19 protein-coding genes and 1 pseudogene are annotated in these 19,336 nt (G+C 52.8%); 15 read left to right on the top strand and 5 right to left on the bottom strand.

The features are described from left to right. Positions 1-225: 225 nt before the first annotated feature. The 5 genes and pseudogenes from trxA (at position 226) to BMY01_RS05355 (ending at position 4,636) form a co-directional block, all read left to right on the top strand. Entirely contained in the window at positions 226-549 is a 324-nt protein-coding gene (gene trxA / locus BMY01_RS05380) for a thioredoxin TrxA (protein WP_074745007.1), read from the top strand. 156 nt (positions 550-705) lie between these two features. After that, the gene (gene rho / locus BMY01_RS05375; RefSeq protein WP_011381390.1) at positions 706-1,965 is read left to right on the top strand and encodes a transcription termination factor Rho; all 1,260 of its coding nucleotides are present in this window, start codon (positions 706-708) and stop codon (positions 1,963-1,965) included. A gap of 143 nt (positions 1,966-2,108) precedes the next feature. Beyond that, positions 2,109-2,333 (top strand): 50S ribosomal protein L31, encoded by a 225-nt coding sequence (gene rpmE, locus BMY01_RS05370; RefSeq protein WP_074745005.1) that lies wholly within the window; start codon positions 2,109-2,111, stop codon positions 2,331-2,333. A 641-nt stretch (positions 2,334-2,974) separates the two neighbouring features. Beyond that, positions 2,975-4,161, top strand: a pseudogene (locus BMY01_RS05360) (porin). 247 nt (positions 4,162-4,408) lie between these two features. Then, positions 4,409-4,636 carry a hypothetical protein gene (locus BMY01_RS05355; RefSeq protein WP_074745001.1) on the top strand — a complete coding sequence of 76 codons (228 nt, stop codon included), beginning with the start codon at positions 4,409-4,411 and terminating at the stop codon, positions 4,634-4,636. Between the two features lie 98 nt (positions 4,637-4,734). On the opposite strand, the gene BMY01_RS05350 is transcribed toward BMY01_RS05355, so the two are convergent. The 4 genes from BMY01_RS05350 to BMY01_RS05335 form a co-directional block, all read right to left on the bottom strand. Then, on the bottom strand, positions 4,735-5,181 hold the full coding sequence (locus tag BMY01_RS05350) for a VOC family protein (protein ID WP_074744999.1): 447 nt from the start codon (positions 5,179-5,181) through the stop codon (positions 4,735-4,737). A 126-nt stretch (positions 5,182-5,307) separates the two neighbouring features. Beyond that, complete coding sequence (locus BMY01_RS05345; protein WP_074744997.1) at positions 5,308-6,039, bottom strand: SGNH/GDSL hydrolase family protein; 732 nt, start codon at positions 6,037-6,039, stop codon at positions 5,308-5,310. Positions 6,040-6,088: 49 nt separating this feature from the next. After that, positions 6,089-6,751, bottom strand: a complete 663-nt coding sequence (locus BMY01_RS05340; protein ID WP_074744995.1) for a glycerophosphodiester phosphodiesterase — start codon at positions 6,749-6,751, stop codon at positions 6,089-6,091. Between the two features lie 2 nt (positions 6,752-6,753). Continuing rightward, on the bottom strand, positions 6,754-7,575 hold the full coding sequence (locus tag BMY01_RS05335) for an alpha/beta hydrolase (RefSeq protein ID WP_254772617.1): 822 nt from the start codon (positions 7,573-7,575) through the stop codon (positions 6,754-6,756). Between the two features lie 85 nt (positions 7,576-7,660). Here BMY01_RS05335 and ppa point away from each other — a divergent pair, with 85 nt between their 5' ends. The 3 genes from ppa (at position 7,661) to BMY01_RS05320 (ending at position 9,759) form a co-directional block, all read left to right on the top strand. Beyond that, complete coding sequence (ppa, locus tag BMY01_RS05330; RefSeq protein ID WP_074744991.1) at positions 7,661-8,209, top strand: inorganic diphosphatase; 549 nt, start codon at positions 7,661-7,663, stop codon at positions 8,207-8,209. A gap of 62 nt (positions 8,210-8,271) precedes the next feature. Next, positions 8,272-8,880 carry a GNAT family N-acetyltransferase gene (locus BMY01_RS05325; protein WP_074744989.1) on the top strand — a complete coding sequence of 203 codons (609 nt, stop codon included), beginning with the start codon at positions 8,272-8,274 and terminating at the stop codon, positions 8,878-8,880. Between the two features lie 141 nt (positions 8,881-9,021). Continuing rightward, on the top strand, positions 9,022-9,759 hold the full coding sequence (locus BMY01_RS05320; protein WP_081353753.1) for an intradiol ring-cleavage dioxygenase: 738 nt from the start codon (positions 9,022-9,024) through the stop codon (positions 9,757-9,759). A 55-nt stretch (positions 9,760-9,814) separates the two neighbouring features. On the opposite strand, the gene lon is transcribed toward BMY01_RS05320, so the two are convergent. Continuing rightward, the gene (gene lon / locus BMY01_RS05315; RefSeq protein ID WP_254772616.1) at positions 9,815-12,229 is read right to left on the bottom strand and encodes an endopeptidase La; all 2,415 of its coding nucleotides are present in this window, start codon (positions 12,227-12,229) and stop codon (positions 9,815-9,817) included. Positions 12,230-12,581: 352 nt separating this feature from the next. Here lon and BMY01_RS05310 point away from each other — a divergent pair, with 352 nt between their 5' ends. From BMY01_RS05310 to BMY01_RS05285, 7 genes are all read left to right on the top strand, one after another. Further along, on the top strand, positions 12,582-12,893 hold the full coding sequence (locus BMY01_RS05310; RefSeq protein ID WP_139176738.1) for a hypothetical protein: 312 nt from the start codon (positions 12,582-12,584) through the stop codon (positions 12,891-12,893). An 89-nt stretch (positions 12,894-12,982) separates the two neighbouring features. Further along, complete coding sequence (locus BMY01_RS05305) at positions 12,983-13,342, top strand: cupin domain-containing protein (protein WP_074744983.1); 360 nt, start codon at positions 12,983-12,985, stop codon at positions 13,340-13,342. Positions 13,343-13,411: 69 nt separating this feature from the next. Beyond that, positions 13,412-13,864: a hypothetical protein gene (locus tag BMY01_RS18265; protein WP_254772615.1), complete on the top strand. Its 453-nt coding sequence runs from the start codon at positions 13,412-13,414 to the stop codon at positions 13,862-13,864. Beyond that, the gene (locus tag BMY01_RS05300) at positions 13,852-15,246 is read left to right on the top strand and encodes an alpha-amylase family glycosyl hydrolase (RefSeq protein ID WP_254772614.1); all 1,395 of its coding nucleotides are present in this window, start codon (positions 13,852-13,854) and stop codon (positions 15,244-15,246) included. Before BMY01_RS18265 ends, BMY01_RS05300 begins: the two co-directional genes overlap by 13 nt. Positions 15,247-15,535: 289 nt before the next feature. Next, positions 15,536-15,916 (top strand): hypothetical protein, encoded by a 381-nt coding sequence (locus tag BMY01_RS05295; RefSeq protein WP_081353744.1) that lies wholly within the window; start codon positions 15,536-15,538, stop codon positions 15,914-15,916. A gap of 425 nt (positions 15,917-16,341) precedes the next feature. Further along, complete coding sequence (locus tag BMY01_RS05290) at positions 16,342-17,757, top strand: TolC family protein (protein WP_074744981.1); 1,416 nt, start codon at positions 16,342-16,344, stop codon at positions 17,755-17,757. 2 nt (positions 17,758-17,759) lie between these two features. After that, positions 17,760-19,289, top strand: coding sequence for an efflux RND transporter periplasmic adaptor subunit (locus BMY01_RS05285; protein WP_074744979.1), 1,530 nt, complete (start codon positions 17,760-17,762; stop codon positions 19,287-19,289). The last annotated feature ends 47 nt before the right edge of the window (positions 19,290-19,336 follow it).

Genomic DNA, 19,336 nt, shown 5'->3' with positions numbered 1-19,336 from the left:
ATTAAAATGGTACTTCCCTTTCTTGTTTTTTTTCGCTAGGATACTGAAAAATGACAGGCTGGCGAAAATTACTGGCCTGCGAAGCAACAAAAAATATAATTCCTGATATTCTTGTCTCTGTCACTGCCACTTCTGGTATCAATTGGCAGGTAATATATCCCTGCCCTTGCAGAATTAACTGAATGTCAGTCGTACATATTTCATTTGAGCGATTTGGAAAAGCACATGAGTCATACCCACCATATTTCTGACGGAAATTTTGAGACCGAAGTATTGCAGTCGACAGTCCCTGTACTGGTTGACTATTGGGCAGAATGGTGTGGACCGTGCAAGATGATAGCGCCCATCCTGGACGAGGTAGCCAAAGAATATGGCGACCGTCTCAAGGTTGCCAAGCTCAATATCGACGAAAACCAGGGTACCCCGCCCAAATATGGTATTCGCGGTATCCCTACCCTCATGCTCTTCAAAAACGGAAATATTGAAGCCACCAAAGTAGGGGCGTTATCGAAATCCCAGCTCACTGCTTTTATTGACAGTCACATCTAAAACTGCTAAGTTATAATTAACGCATTCCGCAAGCCCTCCGGTAGTTTCCGGTTCGATTACGTTCGCCGCTTCGAATTCTCGTTCGGCTCCATCGGTTTTCCCAACGCTTCCTGACGCTTTCTTTACGTCCCTCTTCTTCACCCACGGATTCCGTTCATGCATCTATCCGACCTCAAAAACTTCCACGTCACCGAACTGGTGGAGATGGCAATTGCCAATGAAATTGACGGCGCCAATCGGCTACGGAAACAGGATCTGATTTTCGCTTTATTGAAGAATCAGGCACGGAAAGGCGAAAGCATTTTCGGCGAAGGCACCTTGGAAGTGCTGCAGGATGGTTTCGGCTTCTTGCGTTCTCCCGACACCTCATATCTCGCCGGTCCAGATGACATTTATGTCTCACCCAGCCAGATACGGCGCTTCAACCTTCATACAGGGGACTCGATAGAGGGTGAAATAAGGACGCCCAAGGACGGGGAGCGTTATTTCGCGCTGGTCAAGGTCGATAAGGTCAATGGAGAACCCCCTGAAAACTCCAAACACAAGATACTGTTTGAAAATCTCACCCCGCTCTTTCCCACCGAGCGGCTGCAGCTCGAACGCGAGATCAAAGCCGAAGAAAACGTTACCAGCCGCATCATCGATTTGATTGCCCCCATCGGCAAAGGACAACGGGGCCTTCTGGTAGCCAGTCCCAAATCGGGCAAGACCGTTATGCTTCAGCACATCGCCCACGCCATTGCCGCCAATTACCCGGATGTGATGCTGATGGTGCTGCTGATAGACGAGCGCCCCGAAGAAGTGACCGAAATGATCCGGTCAGTAAGAGGCGAAGTGATTTCCTCCACTTTCGATGAGCCGGCTGTACGTCACGTGCAGGTGGCGGATATGGTCATCGAAAAAGCCAAACGCTTGGTGGAACACAAGAAGGACGTGGTAATCCTGCTGGATTCGATCACCCGGCTCGCGCGCGCCTATAATACAGTGGTACCTGCTTCCGGCAAGGTGCTGACGGGCGGTGTGGATGCCAACGCGCTGCAACGGCCGAAGCGTTTTTTTGGGGCGGCGCGCAATATCGAGGAGGGGGGTTCTCTCACCATTATTGCCACCGCGCTGGTCGACACCGGCTCACGCATGGACGATGTGATTTATGAGGAATTCAAGGGCACCGGCAACATGGAAATCCATCTTGACCGGCGCATGGCGGAAAAACGCATTTATCCCGCCATCAACGTCAACCGTTCCGGCACCCGCCGGGAAGAACTCCTGATCAAGCCCGATGTATTGCAGAAAATCTGGGTACTGCGCAAGCTGCTCTATCCGATGGACGACATGGAGGCAATGGAATTTCTGTTAGACAAGATCAAGGCAACGAAGAACAACGCGGATTTCTTCGATTCAATGCGGCGCGTCTAATATTACTCAGCCTAAACATTGAATGCCTCTCCGCCCCCGGAATACCTTGTTGCATCCCGTTTGCGAGTGGAGGATAATACGCGGCTTTCCCCGAAATCAGGCAGATATCGTGCGGGGAGCATTTGCAAGCTGAGGATCATTTCATGAAACCAGACATTCATCCAGATTACCAGGAAATAACCGTGACCTGCAGTTGCGGCAGCACTTTTCAAACCCGTTCCACCATGGGCAAACCCCTGCATATCGAGGTTTGCTCGGTTTGTCATCCGTTCTATACAGGTAAACAAAAAATCGTCGATACTGCTGGGCGTGTCGAGAAGTTCCGTCAGAAATACGGCAAAAAAGTGGAAAAGCAACCGGCGGCTTGATAACCGGTTACTGAACTTTGACTTTGAAAAAGGCAGCCCCTTGGCTGCCTTTTTTATTTCCCGTGGATTAAATGAGCTTTATGAGGCTCATTTTTAAATTTGCTGCCGTGCTCGACTGTACCTGCTTGCGACAGGATAACTATACCCTACGGGTGACTTATCCTGATGGCAAGCTTACTTTTTGGCCGGCAGCTCCGGCTCGCCTGCCGCATTCGCCCGTTACTGACCTGAATTTTCCCGTGCGATTGAAAGCTTCCGACCATTTACTGCGGAGAAAAAAGTCCTTGTGCCCACTTGAGATTCCAACCATCAAGGCAATCTAAGGTTTACGCATGTCGATCTGGCGCGAAACTCACCACTCACTACCGACGCCGAAAGCTACCTGCGCCTGCTCAGTAATACCTGAAAGCGCGCCCGTAGCAGAACAATCATAAAGATCATCAAGTAAGCGAATTTTTGCCGCCCCTCGTAAGCAGGATGAACTGACGGACACGAGTAAGGATTCTCTACTCGCAAAATAAGCAGGTGGCCGCTGAAATCTGCATTCATGCGTCACAGAAGTCGCTTGACTGGCTTACGGAACTTTGAGTCTGGGATCGCTTTTTGCTGCGACGGGATTGAGATGGAGCACTTCCCTGTTCATGACGCGGATAGCGCTCACAATAGTTCTTTTTATTTTCCGTCTCTTGATTTATTCGTTTGTACGGATCGGACTCTACCAAGGGCAACTTGCAGCAAAAATGAAAAGGATGGTATTGGCAGCCTTTTTTCTAAATGCAAGCGCCTCCGCAGGAGCAGATAGTGACCTTGACAATACGCTGCGCTCGCCATTGACGCTCGCTGCCTATGTTGAAGGTTACTACAGTCACGATTTCAACGAACCGGTAAATAACACTAAACCTCCCTTTCTCAGCAGCTTCAGCAAAAGCAACCAACCCGCAGTAAATCTCGCCTTCATAAAGGCATCGTACGCAACGCCCGGTATCAGAGCAAACTTTGCGCTGGCGGCAGGCACCTACATGAACGCGAACTACCGCAGAACCTGGCATTTTGGGTCATTTATACGAAAGCACATCGCCTTGAGGCTGTCCACCGAAAATAAATTCTGGCTGGAAGCTGGCGTTTTCCCTTCGCATATCGGCTTTGAAAGCGTCACAGGGAAAAACAATTGGACCCTGACAAGAAGCATGGCGGCGGAGAACACACCCTATTTCGAGTCAGGCGCCAGGATCAACTTCACTTCAGCCGATGATAAATGGTTTTTAAGCGGATTGGCGCTGAACGGCTGGCAACATATAAAACCGGTGGACGGAAACACGCTTCCCGCCTTCGGCACACAGATTACCTATAGACCTTCTCCTGAAATAACGCTCAATAGCAGCACCTTTGCTGGCAGCGACAAGCCCGACAGCCGCCGGCAAATGCGTTACTTCCATAACTTCTATGGAATTTTCAAACTGAATGAGGTGCTTGCAGCGACTGTTGGATTCGATATCGGCGTCGAACAAAAAAGCAAGCACTCGGGTAGCCTGAATATGTGGTTCACCCTACAGTCATTCTGAGGTATGTGCAAACGCCCAGAACAGCCGTTGCGGTGAGAGCAGAATATTACAATGACAAACAAGGCGTATTCATTACATCCGCAACGCCCCATGGTTTCCGGGCATGCGGTTTTTCAGCCAATTTCGATTACAACATCACTGACAACCTGCTATGGAGGCTTGAGGCCAGAACGCTGCTCAGTAATAACGATATTTTTGCTGGTAAAAACGGTACTTCCAGAGATAGCACCACTTTTTTCACTACGTCGATCATCGCCTATTTTTAGGGCAATATGCCTTCAAGCCGCGCCTTCCCCTATTCCCTCCCCTGAACTGTTCGTCCCGCTTCGGCAGGTTTTGTTTATTGGCAGAGACCGCCTCAACGAAACTCGAACTTTTGATACTTTATGCTGTGTTAAGCGTATTTGTGCTAAAGCGAACAGAATTAAGTGAGCGACAAGTAATAAAATTAATGTAGAGTTGAAAGTTCAGCCACTATGTGCCGGATATTATTACTCTTTAACGGATTTCACTATGGCCGTTTACCAGGACAGCAGCTATCTTATCCACTGCGACCATTTTGATTTTAACGTTAAGCGTGCACCTGGTACCAGCGCATCGGTAAGTGGTATCTATCGGTGCATAGGCTGCGGCCAGGAAATTGTTGTAAAGAAAGGACAGTTACTGCCGAAATACGAAGAACATATCCACGGTTTTGAACTCGGACCGCCCCGCTGGCAGCTTATCGTCTTCATCCTCTAGCTCGCGCTTTTTCCCGGCCCTTTTCGAGGATCTTCATGAGGAACTGTGGAATAAACTGAATCTGCACATCCGCCTATGAACTCCTATGCTATCCAAGCTTACGTCTCAATTCCCTTTTTTTGCAGCTCCGCCTTTGCATTCTGGCTCTTCTCCAGATCCAGTTCCATGTACTTCAACACTCCGGGGATTTTCGTAAACTGTATATCGCGATACTCGACTACCTGAACGCGATTACCCCAAGGATCGAGGAAGTCGAGGAAGCCTCCTTGGAGCAATGTCGCTCCCGCCGCTTCAGCGAGTTCGCGTACATGTGAGCGGTCATCGACCACAAGGCCGAAATGCCTCTCATCGTCCGGGCTTTGCGATCGCCCTTCCATCAATGCAATGAACTGGTCTCCCATATCGATAAAGGCAGTGCCCTGACCTCGCCCTCGTAATTTAAAGGTGAAGATGCGGCCATAAAAAGCCAGCGCTTCTTCGATATCACCGACCTCCAGCGCGACATGATTGATGCCGACCATGTGCGGTTTTGTCTTCTCGCCCATCTGTTTCCTCCTGATGGATACACGTTCTGCTGCAGGAATCGTTACTTGTCTTGTCTATTTTAGGCCTATCATTTTCTTTTTGCTTTTTCATGCCACGTTGTATCGTTTTTGATATCCCCTTCCAGCCTAAGCATTTTGCGCGACATGGAATGCTCTTAGCACTGCAGGCAAAAACACAGCACGCACCTCTGATGCTCCGCGCAAGCTTGGCTCGATAGTCCCTGTAAACCAGGACGGGTCACCCGCGAGGAAATGGCGGTGCACATCGACGAGCTCTCCATAACGTGGAGCAAGCTGCCGAATAATGGCATTGATGCGATTGAAGTTGGGCCGGGCAATGCGCGCATCAGTGGCGAGAAAATTGCGGGAGTCATCGCCGAAAGTCGGATCGTAAATTGTGCTCAGTAGAACTGGCCGTACCGGAAGCGCTTGCAGAAAAGCATCCAATTGCTGTTGGAAGCACGCGCTGCCCTCCCCTCGGTCCGCAGCAAGACCAGTGAGAAGATCGTTGCCACCTACTGTAACCAGGGCGACAGCAGCACCAGTTGCCTTGATACCTCGTGCCTGCCAGGAGAGATTGTCAACCACGCTGCCATCACGCGCACGGTGATCCAACAGTGCAGTCATCGAGGATGACTGAGACATAAGATCGCGGCCCTTGAACTCTGGAAACAGGAAATCATTGTTGCAGAGGATCAACTGCCCCGGATGGACACCATATTCGTTGTAACGTCCGCAGTCGAGAATCGAATCCCCAAATGTGAAAACAGTGAATACTTTGTTCTTCGCTGAAATCGTTCTACTCAATGCCATCGCTGCGGCTCCGACCGTGAGGGTTTGCAGAAAACGTCGGCGCATCACTCGATTTTCGTGTGACAAGAGAAGAACTGGGCGTTGGTGCGACTACTTATACACCTTGCATAATTCGTGGATAATCGGTAATAATGCCATCTACTTCCAGTTGCCGGCATTCATCATGCTCCTTTCGCGTTATCGGACCGTAAACAAAATTGCGGAACCCTTTCAATGCCGCCTGTTTCAACAAAACACCATCCAGCACGTTGTAATCCCAAACCAGATGGTTGATCCTGGCGTTGCCATCACAATCGAAATCAGCCAACAGGGAATCCAGAGTTTGTGGCCGGTGCGCGACCAACAGGCCGCAATCGAGCTTTAATGATGACGCGCAGGTTGCAATCAGATCATGCCGGAAGGAGCTGACGATAATACGATGGCCGGCTTGATACTTTTCCAGAACACCGAATACCGTTGACAATTGATGTGGGGTTTTGAGTTCGACATTCCAGAGTATGTCGGGAAAATGCGCGAGCGCCTCATCCAGGGTAGGTATTTTGTGCCCCAACACACCTTCGATTTCGCGATGGACAAGATCAGACACTGCCTGTCCGGTTGCCATTACCCGATCATGAACCAGCACCGGCACACCATCCCGGCTCATGCGCACATCCGTCTCGATACCATTTACCCCTGCCATTATCGCTGCTTCAAAAGCCTCGAGCGTATTTTCCGGAGCTGTCGCGTGATAACCACGATGCGCCAGTATCAGCATATTCAATGTCTTCCCAGGCTCGCATCTATGAATTTACCCAAAGCCTTGGCCCAGTCTTCCCTCGTGTAAATGAAGCCCTCATTGTGACCGCCCTGCAGCTCGATGAATCGCTTCGGATTGCGTGCTGCCTCGTACAGGGCCTGCCCTTGCTTGAACGGCACAATTTCATCCTGAGGACTGTGCGCGACGAATACGGGACAACTGACATCCTTCAAATGCTCGAGAGTGTTGTATTTGAAACGGGAAAGCCGCCGGATGGGAAGATAGGGATACAGTTGCGCTCCCATGTCAGGCACCGAGGTAAACACGGAAGCCAGAACCAGGACGCCGGGAATTTCGCGGGCCGCCAGCCAGGAAGCGATTGCACCGCCTAAAGATTCCCCGAACAACACAACATCGGCAGGCGGGATTGCCTTTTTTTCGGTTATGTACCGCCATGCAGCAACAGCATCCCGGTACGTCCCCTGCTCTGTCGGTTTGCCGCTACTTTCGCCGTAGCCGCGATAATCGAAAATGAAGGTGTTATATCCAAGGCGGTGAAACATCGACAAATAGTCGATCCGTTGGGAAATGTTCCCGGCATTCCCGTGAAAAAACAGGATAGTCGCTTTCGCATGAGATGCCGGGACAAACCACCCATGCAGCCTTTCGCCATCCGCAGTCTCCAGTTCGACAGACTCATACGCGAGGCCTGAGTCAGCTGGAGTCCCGGTGATGCCACGTCCGATTTCAGGATAGTAAACAAGGCTGGGCTGGGCGAAGAATATCACCGCCGCGAAAACGACATAGATGAGTGCAGCCATGATGGCCAAGCTGAGCAGCATGCGCATGGATCATTTAATCCGCAGTTAATCACCGAAGCCGACAGCTATAATAGCGATTTTTCAGTCAACAGTAACAGGAACAAGAATGAATCTTGACAGAGTCAGCTCCGGCCGCGACGTGCCGAACGATTTCAATGTCATCATAGAAATACCCATGAACGCCGACCCCATCAAATACGAGGTGGATAAGGAAACAGGTGCAATGTTCGTTGATCGCTTCATGTCGACATGCATGCACTATCCCTGTAATTACGGTTATATCCCGCACACCCTCTCGGAAGATGGGGATCCGGTGGATGTTCTGGTGATTTCACCGGTTCCACTCATCTCGGGAGTGGTGGTACGGTGTCGGCCCCTGGGTATGCTTCAAATGACCGATGAGGCGGGCGGAGATGCGAAGGTTCTGGCGGTGCCAATCGACAAGCTGTGCGCCCTCTATCGTGCGGTGAAATCTCACGCCGACTTGTCTGAACTGACACGCTCACAGATTGCCCATTTTTTCGAACACTACAAGGACCTGGAACCCGGCAAATGGGTGAAGATAACCGGATGGGCAGGGGTAACGGAAGCCGCAGTGGAAATTACGAGCGGAGTGAACCGCTATAACGCGGCTGCGAAAAAGCCAATGTTTTAAAGGCCAATGTCAATGTTTCAAAGCTTGGCCGCGCACCGGCAAACAGCGGGCTGCATGAAAAAATGAGTTGGCTCGAACGTATCGTATTGAAGGGTGAGATTGTCACCCTGGAACCGCTTATACCTGATCACGTCGAGCCTTTGCGATGTGCGGTCAGGGATGGAGAGTTCTGGAAGCTCTGGTTTGCAAACGTGCCCTCGCCCGAGCAGATGGAAAACTATGTGATCACTGCCATCGAAAATGCTGAAAAAGGAAACATCGCATTTGCAGTAAGACTGAATGCGACAGATGGAATAGTGGGCACGACCCGTTTCTATAACGTGGATGAAGCGAACAGGCGTCCAATGCTCGGCTACACCTGGTATGCGAAATCAGTCTGTAAAACAGGGGTGAACACGGAAAGCAAGCTGTTATTGCTCCAGCATGTCTTTGAGAAAAAGAAAGCGATAGCGGTAGAGTTCAGAACACATTTTTTCAACCAGGTTTCGAGGAGCGCCATTGAACGCCTGGGTGCGAAACAAGATGGGATATTGCGCAACCACCAGATCATGCGCGATGGTTCCATTCGCGATACCGTCGTTTATTCAATCCTCCAGCATGAATGGCCGTCAGTGAAGAACAACCTGCTGAACAAACTCTCGTCCAGCCAGGGGAATGTCGCGCCCGAATAATATATTGCATTATTATTAGATATATCGCAGGCTCCGGTCTTCCAGTAGGAACTTCAAAAGCGGGCAAGCCCTCCAAGCTTAGGGCGGCCCAATCGCATATCAGTCGCCATCGCCATCGAGGAATACAAAATGGGGAGCGGCATGAATCGACGAAAACTGCTAGGATTGCTTGGGATAACCGGAATCGGCATGGCAGGACGATATTCATCCATCCATGCCGGAAGTGAGGAGGTCGCCCGTAAAATGATTTCGTGCGTGGTAACACCCCAGCAAACGGAAGGTCCTTATTTCGTCGATGAGCGCCTGCACCGTTCAGACATTCGATCCGATCCTTCCGATGGCTCGGTAAAGGACGGCCTTCCGCTTGCACTCGAAATGCGCGTTTTCACAGTGGGCAACGAGGGTACGGACAGGTGCCTGCCGCTTGCCAAGGCCATAGTCGACATCTGGCATTGCGATGCGCAGGGAATCTATTCTGATGTCGAGGACAGGAATTTCAATACAGTAGGAAAGAAGTTCCTGCGCGGCTATCAGGTAACGGACAGGAACGGCAGCGTGCGTTTTATCAGCATTTATCCAGGGTGGTACCCTGGCAGAACTGTTCATATTCATTTCAAGATACGTACCGATCCCGGTTATGCGCGCGGCCGCGAATTTACATCGCAACTCTACTTCGATGATGCGATTACCGATAAGGTGCACGCACAACCCCCCTATGCCGGGTATGCGAGAAAGGGTTCATACCAGCAGAGGACCCGGAATGAAGATGACAGCATCTATCTCAAGGGTGGAAGGCAGTTGATGCTCAAGCTTACCGAAGCAGAAATGGGCTATGCGACTGCATTCGATGTGGGGCTGGAAGCGGAGAAAAGAGATTGAAGAAGCCACGGATGGGTCAGGACCCTATACCCTTGTTGGAAAGGGAATCATACGCTCAGACCAGCTTGAACTCCGACTCCTGACGTCGCGCCCGCTGACCCAGCGATGTCTGGATCGCATCATCCACTGTTTCCAGAAAAACGAACTCCAATGTGGAACGCGTTGTTTCAGGCACCTCGCGCAGGTCTTTCTCGTTGCGCGCAGGCAGCAGCACCCTGTGCAGGCCCGCGCGCTGGGCGGCAAGCACCTTCTCCTTGATACCCCCCACCGGCAGCACCATCCCTCGCAGACTGATCTCTCCCGTCATCGCCACGTCGCGATGTACTGGGCGGCTGGTAAAAAGCGAAGCCAGCGCTATAAACATCGCCACGCCCGCACTGGGACCATCTTTAGGGATAGCGCCTGCCGGCACGTGCACGTGCACGTCGATGCCTTCAAACAAGGATGCGGGGATGTGAAGACTGTCTGCCCGGCCTTTCAACAACGTAAGCGCCGCCTGGGCACTTTCCTTCATCACACCGCCAAGCTGCCCGGTCAAAATAAGCTGTCCACGCCCGCTCACCCGCGTTGCCTCGATAAAAAGAATGTCACCGCCTACGGGTGTCCAGGCAAGGCCAGTCGCAACCCCCGGCAGACTGGTGAGCAGCCCGGTCTCGTGCTCGAATTTGGCAGATCCGAGAATAGCATCCAGGTCTGCGGCATCCACGCGCACCTTGACCTGGGCATCCGAGGCAACCCGCATGGCTGCATGCCGCATGACCCGCCCGATCTCCCGTTCGAGTTGCCGTACTCCCGCCTCACGGGTGTAATTGGCGATGATGCCATCGAGCGCTTCCACCGTTATCTCGCACTGATCCTCGTTCAGGCCATTGGCCTCACGTTGACGGCTTACGAGATAACGCTGTGCGATCTGAAGCTTCTCCTCCCGGGTGTAGCCGGGGAGGTCAATAATCTCCATCCGGTCGCGCACCGGAGGCGGCACGTTGTCAATAACATTCGCCGTGGCGATGAAAACAACACGACTTAAATCGAAGGGCACTCCCAAGTAGTTGTCCCGGAACGTGGAATTCTGCTCGGGATCCAACACCTCAAGCAGAGCTGCCGATGGGTCGCCATGGAGGCTGGCTGACATCTTATCCACCTCATCGAGCATCATCACGCAGTTTCGTGCGCCAGCCTTGCGCAGGCTCTGCACAATGTTGCCCGGCATGGCGCCAATGTAGGTGCGACGATGACCTCGCATTTCCGCCTCGTCATGCACGCCTCCCAACGACACGCGCACGAACGGGCGTTGCAATGCCCGCGCGATGCTCTGGCCGAGGGAGGTCTTGCCCACTCCCGGTGGTCCGACAAAGCACAAGATAGGTGCACGCCCCTGCGGCTTCAACTTCTGAACGGCCAGGAATTCAATAATACGCTGCTTGACGCGCTCGAGCCCAAAATGATCGTCCTCTAGAATCTGCCGTGCGGCATCGAGGTCGATGGGCGCCTCCTCCGGGAGCTTCCAGGGCAGTTCCGTCATCCATTCAAGGTAAGTGTGCAGCATTGAATATTCACTGGAAGCTGCAGGCATGCGCTTTAAGCGCTGCAATTCCTTTCTGGCCTGGGCCTCGATCTCTTCCGGCATGCCGGCCTCGGCGATCGCTTCATCCAGCTTCTCTATTTCCTCGTCGTCCCCCTCCGTCTCACCGAGTTCTTTCTGGATTGTCTTCAATTGCTCACGCAATAGAAACTTGCGCTCACGGTCTTCCAGGTGCTCTTTCGTACGCTCACCAATCTCCTGGGATAGTCTCAGCACCTCGATGCGGCGCGACAAAATCTGAAGTACCTTGCGTAGCCGCTCCTCCGTACTGACCGTTTCTAGCAGCATCTGCTTCTCCGCAACTTCGGTATCGAGCAGACTCGCGGCGATATCAGCCAGATGCGAGGGTGCGCGGGTAGCTTGTAACGCATGCGCCAGTTCGGCCGGTACGCCCGGCAGCAGAGAGAGTATCTCCACTGTACGCTCCCGCAACTGCATCGCAAGAGCCTCAGCTTCCGTCGATACCTCGTCGGGTTCCGTAATAAGCCGCACACGAGCGGCGAGAAATGGATAGTCCTCGATCATTTCTTCGATGGAAAAACGGCCCAACCCCTGGCAGACGGCATGCCGTAACCCGTCAGATGAGGCAAGATGCCGGACAACGTTCACCACGGTGCCTACATTAAACAGCGCATCCTGCCCCGGCTCATCCACGGCAGGATCTTTCTGCAGGATGATGCCCAGCGGTCGTTTAGGATCGAGCGCATGCTCCAGCGCGGCAATGGATCTGGCGCGACCTACAGTAATTGCAGTCAGAACATGCGGAAATAGCACTACATTGCGCATGGGTATGAGGGCAATTACGTCCTGAGGCAATTCCGGCTTGGCTACGATAAGCTCTCCCATGGCGGTCTCTCTGTAGAAACGTTCGAGGAATCGGCTGAGCAATCCGTGTAGTTCTCCGGCTCAGACGCGGTCAATAGCTTTGGCGATTTGGCTACAGTACCACAGCAAAGACATTTATTCTCTTTAGTCTAGCATCGGACGGCCGAGGGTCAACTTCTTATGCCCGTTGGTGAACTGCCGTCGGTATCTTCACCCGGCATGTTTCCTGCCAAGTGGGGGAAAAAGCGGGGGAAATTGTAAGTGGCTTTCAGGAGGCAAATATGCTGGACCAGATCACTCAAACATTGACGGGAAGAACACATGGCAAGATAGAATCACCGCAGGAGCATCGGGAGATGTTCCGATGTATTGCCTTTTCCCAACCGATAACCCATATTGCTGCTGGGACAATCAAATGAACAGATACTTAGTCCAGCTCGACTTCATCTCCTTTATAAAATTCAACTCGTTGTCGTTCTGTTGCGCCAATACGCTCTTTTCTCCTTTCAACGCACTTTTCACTTTCGAAAGCAGTGGGATCGGTAGAGCGCTGCTCGCTCTCTTTTTAGCTCCGTTCGCCGGCCTGCTTCTGGGTGCAGTCTTTGGTATTCTTGCATATCCGCTTTACCGGTTTCTGACCTCCCGTAGCGAGTTTCTGGCTGCTTTGTCAGGCAGATTTCAGGAAATATCGGACGAAACTCCGGAGGAATCTCTTCCTGACAAATAGCGTTTACAACATTCCTCGCCTGCGTTCTGCCTTTCGCAGCGCCAAGGGATGAACCTTACCCATACGATCTTTTCCGATAGGAGTCTTCATTGAAAATCAAAGCCACCGTTGAAGAAGTATTGTCCCGCATTCCCGGTCCGGTAACCGTGGAATGGCCAATGGGAGAACGTTTTGCCGTTGCGCTGGCGCATGGGACCATGTCCGTCGAGTATTACGCTCCCATCGGGCATGATCCGCAAACGCCGCACGAGCAGGATGAAGTCTATTTCGTCCATCGAGGAACGGGTGATCTGATGATTGAAGGGGAGCGTTATCCATTCAAAGAGGGTGACTGTCTTTTTGTACCCGCCAAAGTTGAGCACCGGTTCGAGAATTTCTCGAGCGATTTCGGAACCTGGGTGGTATTCTGGGGACCCAAAGGAGGAGAGAAAGGTGTTGACCTCCCCTGAAGAACTTTCCTGACCGAACGTCTCGCCAACGTTTGACCGACTACACCGATACAGTGGGAGTATCAAATCATGAAAAATCTTCCCATGAATCAACTCGGCCCGCATGAACTTACACCGGGCATCGTAGATTTTGGAATACTGCTGCCCTGGGTCTCGGCCGCCAACGGGAACCGCCTGTGGATAAAGCTCATTCATGAGCGCGACCAGTTCATTCAGGGAATTCAACCGCTGGCCTTCGAACTGGGGCATGGCGTAAATGGCGAGTACGGCGACATGTGGTCAGGCAAGGTTGATTTCAACACTATCCGGGATGTGCAGCCAAGTTCGCATTTCGGTTTACCGGCCGATACGTCTATCGCTTTGAGCTGCACAATCCGAATGTGGGCGTACTCGACTGGATCATCGATCCTTTTGCCCGCGAATACGCTACGGGGAAGTTATCGGCTTTTACGCTTGGCTTTGTTCCTTACGTCTGGAGTACCGAGGAGAACGCCTGGAAAACGCCTGCGGTGCAAGACCTGATTCTGTATGAACTGAATCTGGCGGAATTCGGCGGCAGCCTGCAAGGAGCGATCGATCGGCTGGCCTATCTGGCTGACCTGGGCGTAAATGCTATATCTGTCATGCCTGTCAGCAATGTCTCGCTCGATGTTGATTGGGGCTACCTGCCCATCGGCTATTTCGGAGTGGATGAACGTTTTGGCCGCAGGGACGATTTCCAGCGTTTCGTCGATGCAGCGCATCAGCATGGACTGGCGGTCATTGCTGACGTCGTATATGGACATGCCTCGGCTGATTTCCCTTACGCCGATCTCTACCACAGGCTCCAGTATGACGAAAATCCTTTCATGGGCCCGTTCGCCAAGGACTATTTCGGCATCAGCACCGATTTCAACCGCGCCTTGACCCGCGACTTTTTCTATAGCGTGAACACACACTGGCTGAATACCTATCATATTGACGGCTTCCGCTATGACTGCGTGCCAAACTACTGGGACGGCGCTATGGGGGTTGGCTATGCCAACCTGGTGTTCAATACCTATGAGTATGTAAAAACCACGATCAGTCTTACCCGGTTCCATGCGTCGGATAGCGTCAGACTCGTTCAAATCGCGGAGCAACTGGAGGCACCCGAAGAAATTCTGGAAAAAACCTACAGCAATGCCACCTGGCAGAACAACACCTTTGGCGCAGCCACAGCCTGTGTTCACGGCGCTGCCGGTGCAATAGAAAATTTCGGACATCGACTTGGAGCGCTCGGCTATATCGAATACGCCAGCCAGAACGGAGAAGCCTTGCCCAAAGCACCGCTCCAGTACATCGAGAATCATGACCATAGCCGTTTTTTATGTGAGTTTGGCCTGGATCAACGCGATTGGAATCCCCTATTCATGGAGGGGAGCCGCGCCAACTGGTACCGTCTCCAGCCCTATCTTATCGCGTTGCTTACTGCCAAGGGCCTTCCCATGTTATGGCAGGGCCAGGAATTCGGAGAGAACTATTTCATTCCGGAGGGTGGCTTGGGGCGCGTGTTGCTGTTGCGGCCGTTGCGCTGGGATTATTTCTATGACACGCCGGGGAAAAACCTGGTGACACTGACACGTAATCTGGTAAGCCTGCGAAAGAATTGCCCTGAATTGCGCCATGGCTCTCATTACTTTTATAGCGATTACGAGCGCTATCTGTCGCGCGGGATACTGCTTTTCCACCGGAAGACTGACGATGCAATGAGTCTCATTGCGTTGAATTTCACGGATGCAGAGCAGGCCGTTCCCTTACGGTTCTCTCGAACAGGCAGCTACAGGGAGCAACTGCATGGGCAGGATAATTTTGTCGCAACGGAAGGAGAAGAGCGCTGGCTAAGCGTCCCCTCCAACTACGGCCGCTTCTGGCGAAGCGCGTGAAGGTTTGATTCGAGGCGGATCCTGGGATGACGTACATTGTTGGCAGAGACAGGGTAGGCGGAAACAAAGCGTAACTAGCGATTGATGGATTACGGTTACCGCCTTCACCGCATCCTACCGTAAACATCCTGCGCTAAACAATTTTGATCATGCAGGCTCTGAATCATCATCAGAAGCCCGCGCGGTGCAATGCCATTCGCTTACCAGCGTCATTTCTGCAGATAGAAAACAAATATTGGCACTACCGGCTTCAAGGGTATAGAATTCCTTTTCCCCTTTTTCTTATGCCATGAACAAAATCATGCACAGCCATCATACCCATTTCGTCATGCTCATGCTGTTCGTCAGCATGATGACAAATGCCTTGAGCTGGGCATTTAATGGGGAAGTCTTTGCGCATGAGCTTGACCATGCGCATCACGTTCTGTCTCTGGATCCGGCGGCTCACCTCGAAGCCCATCAGCATGCCCTGCGTGACGACAAAGGTCATCTGGATGCCGCGACACATTTGTGCCTGCACGCAGCCGGGCAATATCAGCCTTTTTTCCTGACAGCACCCCTCATGGTGGCAGCTTCTACTGCTGAGGAAGTCATAACAGGATTCATCACCGTCACTATCCCCGAATCCATCCCCGATTCACCTCTTCACCCTCCCCGCAGAATCTCTTAAGCCAGGTCGCCGGGCAGCCCGAGCGTCTCATTGGTCCAAACTCGAAACCTGTTAGCCCTGAATTAACGCAAGCGCCTTCTGGTTTATCCGGCAAGGTTTTCGCAGGGTAAATAGTTTCTATATTGCACCCTGAACCCTCGGGCATACCTGTTCCGGGTACCCCTTTTACCTTGAGAACGGTCGACCCCCCATAAGGCTGTCTTGAGCATCCGTTGCATCCGTTTGGCCCCTGTTCAGTCCCTGCTCGACCCTTGGAGCGAGTCCTGAACAAATTCGACCTTTCTATCTTGGCCAGGATGTCCTGAGCCTGCCGAAGGGCTCAGGGCTCAGGGTGAACAGGAGGCTAAGGACTCGGGGCGAAACCACTATTTATGTAATCAACTACAGGTTATGCGTTTCCCTTGATTACTCGCGGAGAAATCTCCATGAATTTTCATGTGTTGTTCATCATCAGGCAGTATGCGCGTGTGGGAGTCATGCTTGTCCTTGCGATGACTTGCTTGCCGTCGGCAGGTGCTGACAGCTCTTTTAGGGGCATGCGTGCGGTTGAGGGCACGCGCTTTCCCAATGCTGCTGGTCCTGAAGTCAAGAGCAATCTCACCCTGCGGGATGCGGTGCGGCTCACACTTCAGCACAACCCCGAACTGGCCTCCTTCGATAAGGAGATGCGCGCCTTGGAGGGTGTTACGTTGCAGGCCGGATTGTTGCGCAACCCTCAGTTGTCGGTGGACGTCGACAATGCCGGAAACATGGGGAACGAAAACGGACAAAGAGCCATCAAGCAAAATGTCGAGCAGCAGGATTTGATCATTCGCATCAGCCAATTGATCGAGTTGGGAGGAAAACGTGCGGCGCGGGTAAATGCTGCGTCGCTCGGGCAAGCACTTGCGGGCAAGGACTTCGAAACCAAACGGCTCGAACTCGTCGCACGGGTAGCGAACGTATTTACAGAGGTGCTGGCGGGACAGGAGCAGTTGCGGCTGGCCGAGGAGAGCCAGCGGCTGGCTCAGCGGGTGGTGGATACTGTCAGGCGCCGGGTGCAGGCGGGAAAAGTGCCGCCGATAGAAGAGACTAAAGTGGGAGTAGCATTTTCCACGACGCGAATTGCTCTGGGACAGGCACAACGCGAACTGGCCGCCGCGCGCAAACGCCTTGCGCTGCTATGGGGTGACAGTTCGCCTCAGTTTGGGGAAGCGCTAGGAGTTCTGGAATCGATGGTCGTCCTGCCCGATTTAGCCGCATTGACCGAGCGAGTCTTATCGAACCCCATGGCGGATCGCGCCAGAAAAGGCATAGAACATCGCAAGGCGCTGCTCGAAGTGGAGCAATCCCGCCGCATTCCCGATATCACCCTTGCGGGCGGCATGATCAAACATTGGGAATCAGGGGGAACGACTGCAATCGTAGGTGTCTCCATGCCGCTGCAATTATTCGACCGGAATCAGGGAAACCTGCGGGAAGCCTATCAACGCCTGGATAAGGCACAGGATGAGCAAGCCGCGACAGACCTGCGCCTCAAGGCAGAGCTGGTACAAGCCTACGAATCGTTGGCAGCAGTCGAAAACGAGATATCGATATTGCGCGGGGAGATATTGCCTGCGGCCCGAAGTGCTTTCGATGTGACGAACAAGGGTTATGAGTTCGGCAAATTCGGCTTTCTTGAAGTGCTCGACGCCCAGCGCACCTTGTTTCAGAACCAGATTCTGTATGTGCGTGCGCTCGCCAACTACCATCGCCTTGTCAATGAAATCGAACGTTTGATTGCAGCGCCCCTCGATGGTGTTGCCAGACAGGACACCGATGAACCAGCCTCTTCCGATTTTACGGATGATAAGGAGTAGAAGTGAATAACAGGAAGAAACTGATTTCGATCCTTTCCGTAATCGCCGTAGGTATTGCACTCGGCGGGTTGATACTCAGCTCCGACAAGACTTCGCAATCCATCTCCGGGGATTCCGCAGCTCATCCCGCTCATGAAGCACCTGCGGTCGAGGGCAAGGCATCATCGAACTATCGGGAGGGGCCCAAAGGCGGAAAGCTTTTTACCGAAGGTGGAACAGACGGCTTTGGCCTGGAGGTGACTATTTTTGAGACCAACGTACCGCCGCGCTTCAGGCTCTATCTATATGAAAAGAGCAAGCCCCTTCCGCCCGCCGCTGCCAAAGTCACCATGACGTTGTCCCGCCTTGGGGCACCTGCGCAGATATTCAGGTTCACGCCAGAGGCTGATTATCTGGTAAGCGATCAGATAGTGAAAGAACCTCATTCGTTTAATGCCGCGATTGCTGTCGAATGGAAAGGCAGAACGATGCATTGGGAGTATAGCCAGGTCGAGGCCAGGGTGGAAATGCCGGACGAGATGCTGAAAGGCGCCGGTATCGAAATACGCACGGCTGGCCCGGCAATCATCAAACCCCTGCTCAAGCTGCCTGGGGAGATCATCTTCAATGAGCATACCATCGTGCAAGTGGTACCCCGCCTCCCGGGAATAGTCACCGCGGTGAAGCGTCACCACGGCCAGCAGGTGCAGAAAGGAGAGATTCTTGTGGTGATAGAGAGTCAGATGCTGGCTGAACTGCGTAGCCAGTACCGGGTAGCCAAGAAGCGGCTCGGTCTGGCACAAACGACCTATGAGCGCGAACGGCAGCTGTGGGAAGAAAAAATCTCCGCCAAGCAGGACTACCTCGTGGCCCAGGAACTGCTGAATGAGGCCGAGATTGCATTGGACCTGGCTGCAGTCAAGCTGCAGTCGCTTGGAGTGCAGCCGGAAGCGGCGCCTTCTTCCGGCAATCTGGCCAGCTATGAAGTCCGTGCCCCGATATCCGGGCTCATCATTGACAAGACTGTCGCCCTCGGCCAGACGCTGAAGGAAGATGAACATATTTTTGTTATTGCCGATGTTTCGACAGTGTGGGCTGGCATCACGGTTTATCCAAAAGACCTGGATGTAGTCAAGGTCGGGCAAAAAGCGACCGTCAGGGCAACGGCGTCGGATCTGGAGGGGGAAGGCGTTGTTATCTACATCACCACTCTGATCGGCGGCCAGACCCGTACGGCCACGGCGCGGCTCGCCCTGCAAAACAAGGAGGGAAAATGGCGTCCCGGGATGTTTGTAACTGCCGAAATGGTGGCCGCAGAAATTCCCGTACCGGTTGCCGTATCTGCCGACGCGCTCCAGACACTCCATGACTCGACTGTGGTATTCGGGCGTTATGGTGAATATTTCGAAGCGCGGCCGCTGGAGCTGGGACGTAGCGACAGCAAGACGATCGAGGTTCTCGATGGCTTGAAGGCAGGAGAACAATACGCGGCAGGCAACAGCTTTGCAATCAAAGCCGAGCTGGGTAAATCGGGGGCTACCCATGAACACTAGATCCGGGTCAGGCAGGTCAAGTAAGGGCTCCATCCCTCTTGATCAAA

The organism is Nitrosospira multiformis (assembly GCF_900110185.1).
Lineage (GTDB): Bacteria > Pseudomonadota > Gammaproteobacteria > Burkholderiales > Nitrosomonadaceae > Nitrosospira > Nitrosospira multiformis_A.
Note: the sequence above shows the minus strand (reverse complement) of the source record. Positions and strands in the feature narration are given on the sequence as shown.

What these genes read in the sequence shown, in the direction of transcription:
- trxA (WP_074745007.1), top strand. Translation starts at nt 226, where the DNA reads ATGAGTCATACCCACCATATTTCTGACGGAAATTTTGAGACCGAAGTA.
- rho (WP_011381390.1), top strand. Translation starts at nt 706, where the DNA reads ATGCATCTATCCGACCTCAAAAACTTCCACGTCACCGAACTGGTGGAG.
- rpmE (WP_074745005.1), top strand. Translation starts at nt 2,109, where the DNA reads ATGAAACCAGACATTCATCCAGATTACCAGGAAATAACCGTGACCTGC.
- BMY01_RS05355 (WP_074745001.1), top strand. Translation starts at nt 4,409, where the DNA reads ATGGCCGTTTACCAGGACAGCAGCTATCTTATCCACTGCGACCATTTT.
- BMY01_RS05350 (WP_074744999.1), bottom strand. Translation starts at nt 5,181, where the DNA reads ATGGGCGAGAAGACAAAACCGCACATGGTCGGCATCAATCATGTCGCG.
- BMY01_RS05345 (WP_074744997.1), bottom strand. Translation starts at nt 6,039, where the DNA reads ATGCGCCGACGTTTTCTGCAAACCCTCACGGTCGGAGCCGCAGCGATG.
- BMY01_RS05340 (WP_074744995.1), bottom strand. Translation starts at nt 6,751, where the DNA reads ATGCTGATACTGGCGCATCGTGGTTATCACGCGACAGCTCCGGAAAAT.
- BMY01_RS05335 (WP_254772617.1), bottom strand. Translation starts at nt 7,575, where the DNA reads ATGCTGCTCAGCTTGGCCATCATGGCTGCACTCATCTATGTCGTTTTC.
- ppa (WP_074744991.1), top strand. Translation starts at nt 7,661, where the DNA reads ATGAATCTTGACAGAGTCAGCTCCGGCCGCGACGTGCCGAACGATTTC.
- BMY01_RS05325 (WP_074744989.1), top strand. Translation starts at nt 8,272, where the DNA reads ATGAGTTGGCTCGAACGTATCGTATTGAAGGGTGAGATTGTCACCCTG.
- BMY01_RS05320 (WP_081353753.1), top strand. Translation starts at nt 9,022, where the DNA reads ATGAATCGACGAAAACTGCTAGGATTGCTTGGGATAACCGGAATCGGC.
- BMY01_RS05310 (WP_139176738.1), top strand. Translation starts at nt 12,582, where the DNA reads ATGAACAGATACTTAGTCCAGCTCGACTTCATCTCCTTTATAAAATTC.
- BMY01_RS18265 (WP_254772615.1), top strand. Translation starts at nt 13,412, where the DNA reads ATGAAAAATCTTCCCATGAATCAACTCGGCCCGCATGAACTTACACCG.
- BMY01_RS05295 (WP_081353744.1), top strand. Translation starts at nt 15,536, where the DNA reads ATGAACAAAATCATGCACAGCCATCATACCCATTTCGTCATGCTCATG.
- BMY01_RS05290 (WP_074744981.1), top strand. Translation starts at nt 16,342, where the DNA reads ATGAATTTTCATGTGTTGTTCATCATCAGGCAGTATGCGCGTGTGGGA.